The sequence below is a fragment of the Actinomycetota bacterium genome (assembly GCA_030682655.1).
GTDB lineage: Bacteria > Actinomycetota > Coriobacteriia > Anaerosomatales > JAUXNU01 > JAUXNU01.
This window is the reverse complement of the sequence record JAUXNU010000146.1, coordinates 1-1,752: the sequence shown is the minus strand read 5'-3', so window position 1 is coordinate 1,752 and position 1,752 is coordinate 1. Positions and strand designations below refer to the sequence as shown.

Below are 1,752 nucleotides of genomic sequence, written 5' to 3'. Positions count from 1 at the left end.
CACCAATGCCGAAAAGACCAACGGCAAGTCGATGGTGATCATCGGCGCGGCGATGAACCACTGGTTCCACATGGACATGAACTACCGCGGCGTCATCAACATGCTGGTGATGTGCGGCTGCGTCGGCCAGTCGGGCGGCGGCTGGGCCCACTATGTCGGCCAGGAAAAGCTGCGGCCACAGACCGGCTGGGCACCGCTGGCCTTCGCCACCGACTGGATCCGCCCTCCGCGGCAGCAGAACTCGACCTCCTTCTTCTACGCCCACTCGGACCAGTGGCGTTACGAGACCGTCGGCATTGACGAGCTGCTGTCGCCGACGGCCCCCGAGGGCCCGTGGAAGGCGTCGATGATCGACTTCAACGCCCGGGCCGAGCGCATGGGCTGGCTACCCTCCACCCCCGCGCTGAAAACCAACTCGCTTGATGTGGCCAGGGCTGCGGAAGCGGCCGGCGTCGACCCCAGGACCTTTACCCTCGACGGCCTGAAAGACCGCTCGATCGAACTGTCCTGCATGGACCCCGATGACCCGGCCAACTGGCCACGCAACATGTTCATCTGGCGCTCGAACCTGCTGGGTTCCTCGGGCAAGGGTCATGAGTATTTCCTCAAACACCTGCTCGGTGCCTCGCACGGGGTCCAGGGCAAGGACCTGGGCGAGACCGGTCAGGTGAAGCCCGTCGACGTGGTCTGGCATGATGAGGCACCGGAGGGAAAACTCGACCTGCTGGTGACCCTCGACTTCCGCATGTCGACCACAGCGGTCTACTCCGACATCGTTCTGCCGACGGCGACCTGGTACGAGAAGAACGACCTCAACACCTCCGACATGCACCCCTTTATCCACCCGCTGTCGGCGGCCGTGGATCCGGCCTGGGAGTCGAAATCGGACTGGGAAATCTTCAAGGGCATCGCCCGCAAATTCTCGCAGGTCGCGCCTGAAGTGCTGGGCAAGGAGATGGACGTCGTGCTGACGCCCATCCAGCACGACAGCCCCGGCGAGATGGCCCAACCCTTCGAGGTCGAGGACTGGTACCTCGGGGAATGCGAGGCGATCCCCGGCAAGACCATGCCCCAGATCACCGTGGTCGAGCGTGACTACCCCAACCTCTACAAGCAGTTCACGGCGCTCGGCCCGTTGCTCGACAAGGTCGGCAACGGCGGCAAGGGCCTGGCCTGGAAGACCGGCCACGAGGTCGATCTGCTGCGCGAACTGAACGGCGCGGTGCTGGACATTGGCCTGACCGAGGGCATGCCCAGCATCGATACCGACATCGACGCCTGCGAAACCATTCTGATGTTGGCCCCGGAGACCAACGGCGAGGTGGCGGTCAAGGCATGGGCGGCGCTCGAGAAACAGACCGGGCGCGAGCACCAGCACCTGGCCCTGCCCAAGGAGGACGAGAAGATCCGCTTCCGCGATCTGCTCGCCCAGCCCCGCAAGATCATCTCGTCGCCCATCTGGTCGGGCATCGAGAGCGAAAAGGTCTGCTACAACGCCGGCTACACCAATGTGCACGAGCTGATCCCCTGGCGGACCCTGACGGGTCGGCAACAGCTCTACCAGGACCATTTGTGGATGCGGGCCTTCGGCGAGTCCCTGTGCGTCTACAAGCCTCCGATCGATCTGAAGACGACGCATGTGAAGGGCCTCAAGCCCAACGGCGAGACCGAGATCGTCCTCAACTTCATCACCCCGCACCAGAAATGGGGCATCCACTCCACCTATTCCGACAACCTGCTGATGCTGACGCT

Annotated in this window: 1 protein-coding gene; it reads left to right on the top strand. The window is 63.7% G+C overall.

Going from position 1 to position 1,752, the window contains the following annotated elements:
* Positions 1-1,752: molybdopterin-dependent oxidoreductase (locus Q8K99_09345; protein MDP2182758.1), on the top strand; the 1,752-nt coding region annotated here is incomplete at both ends.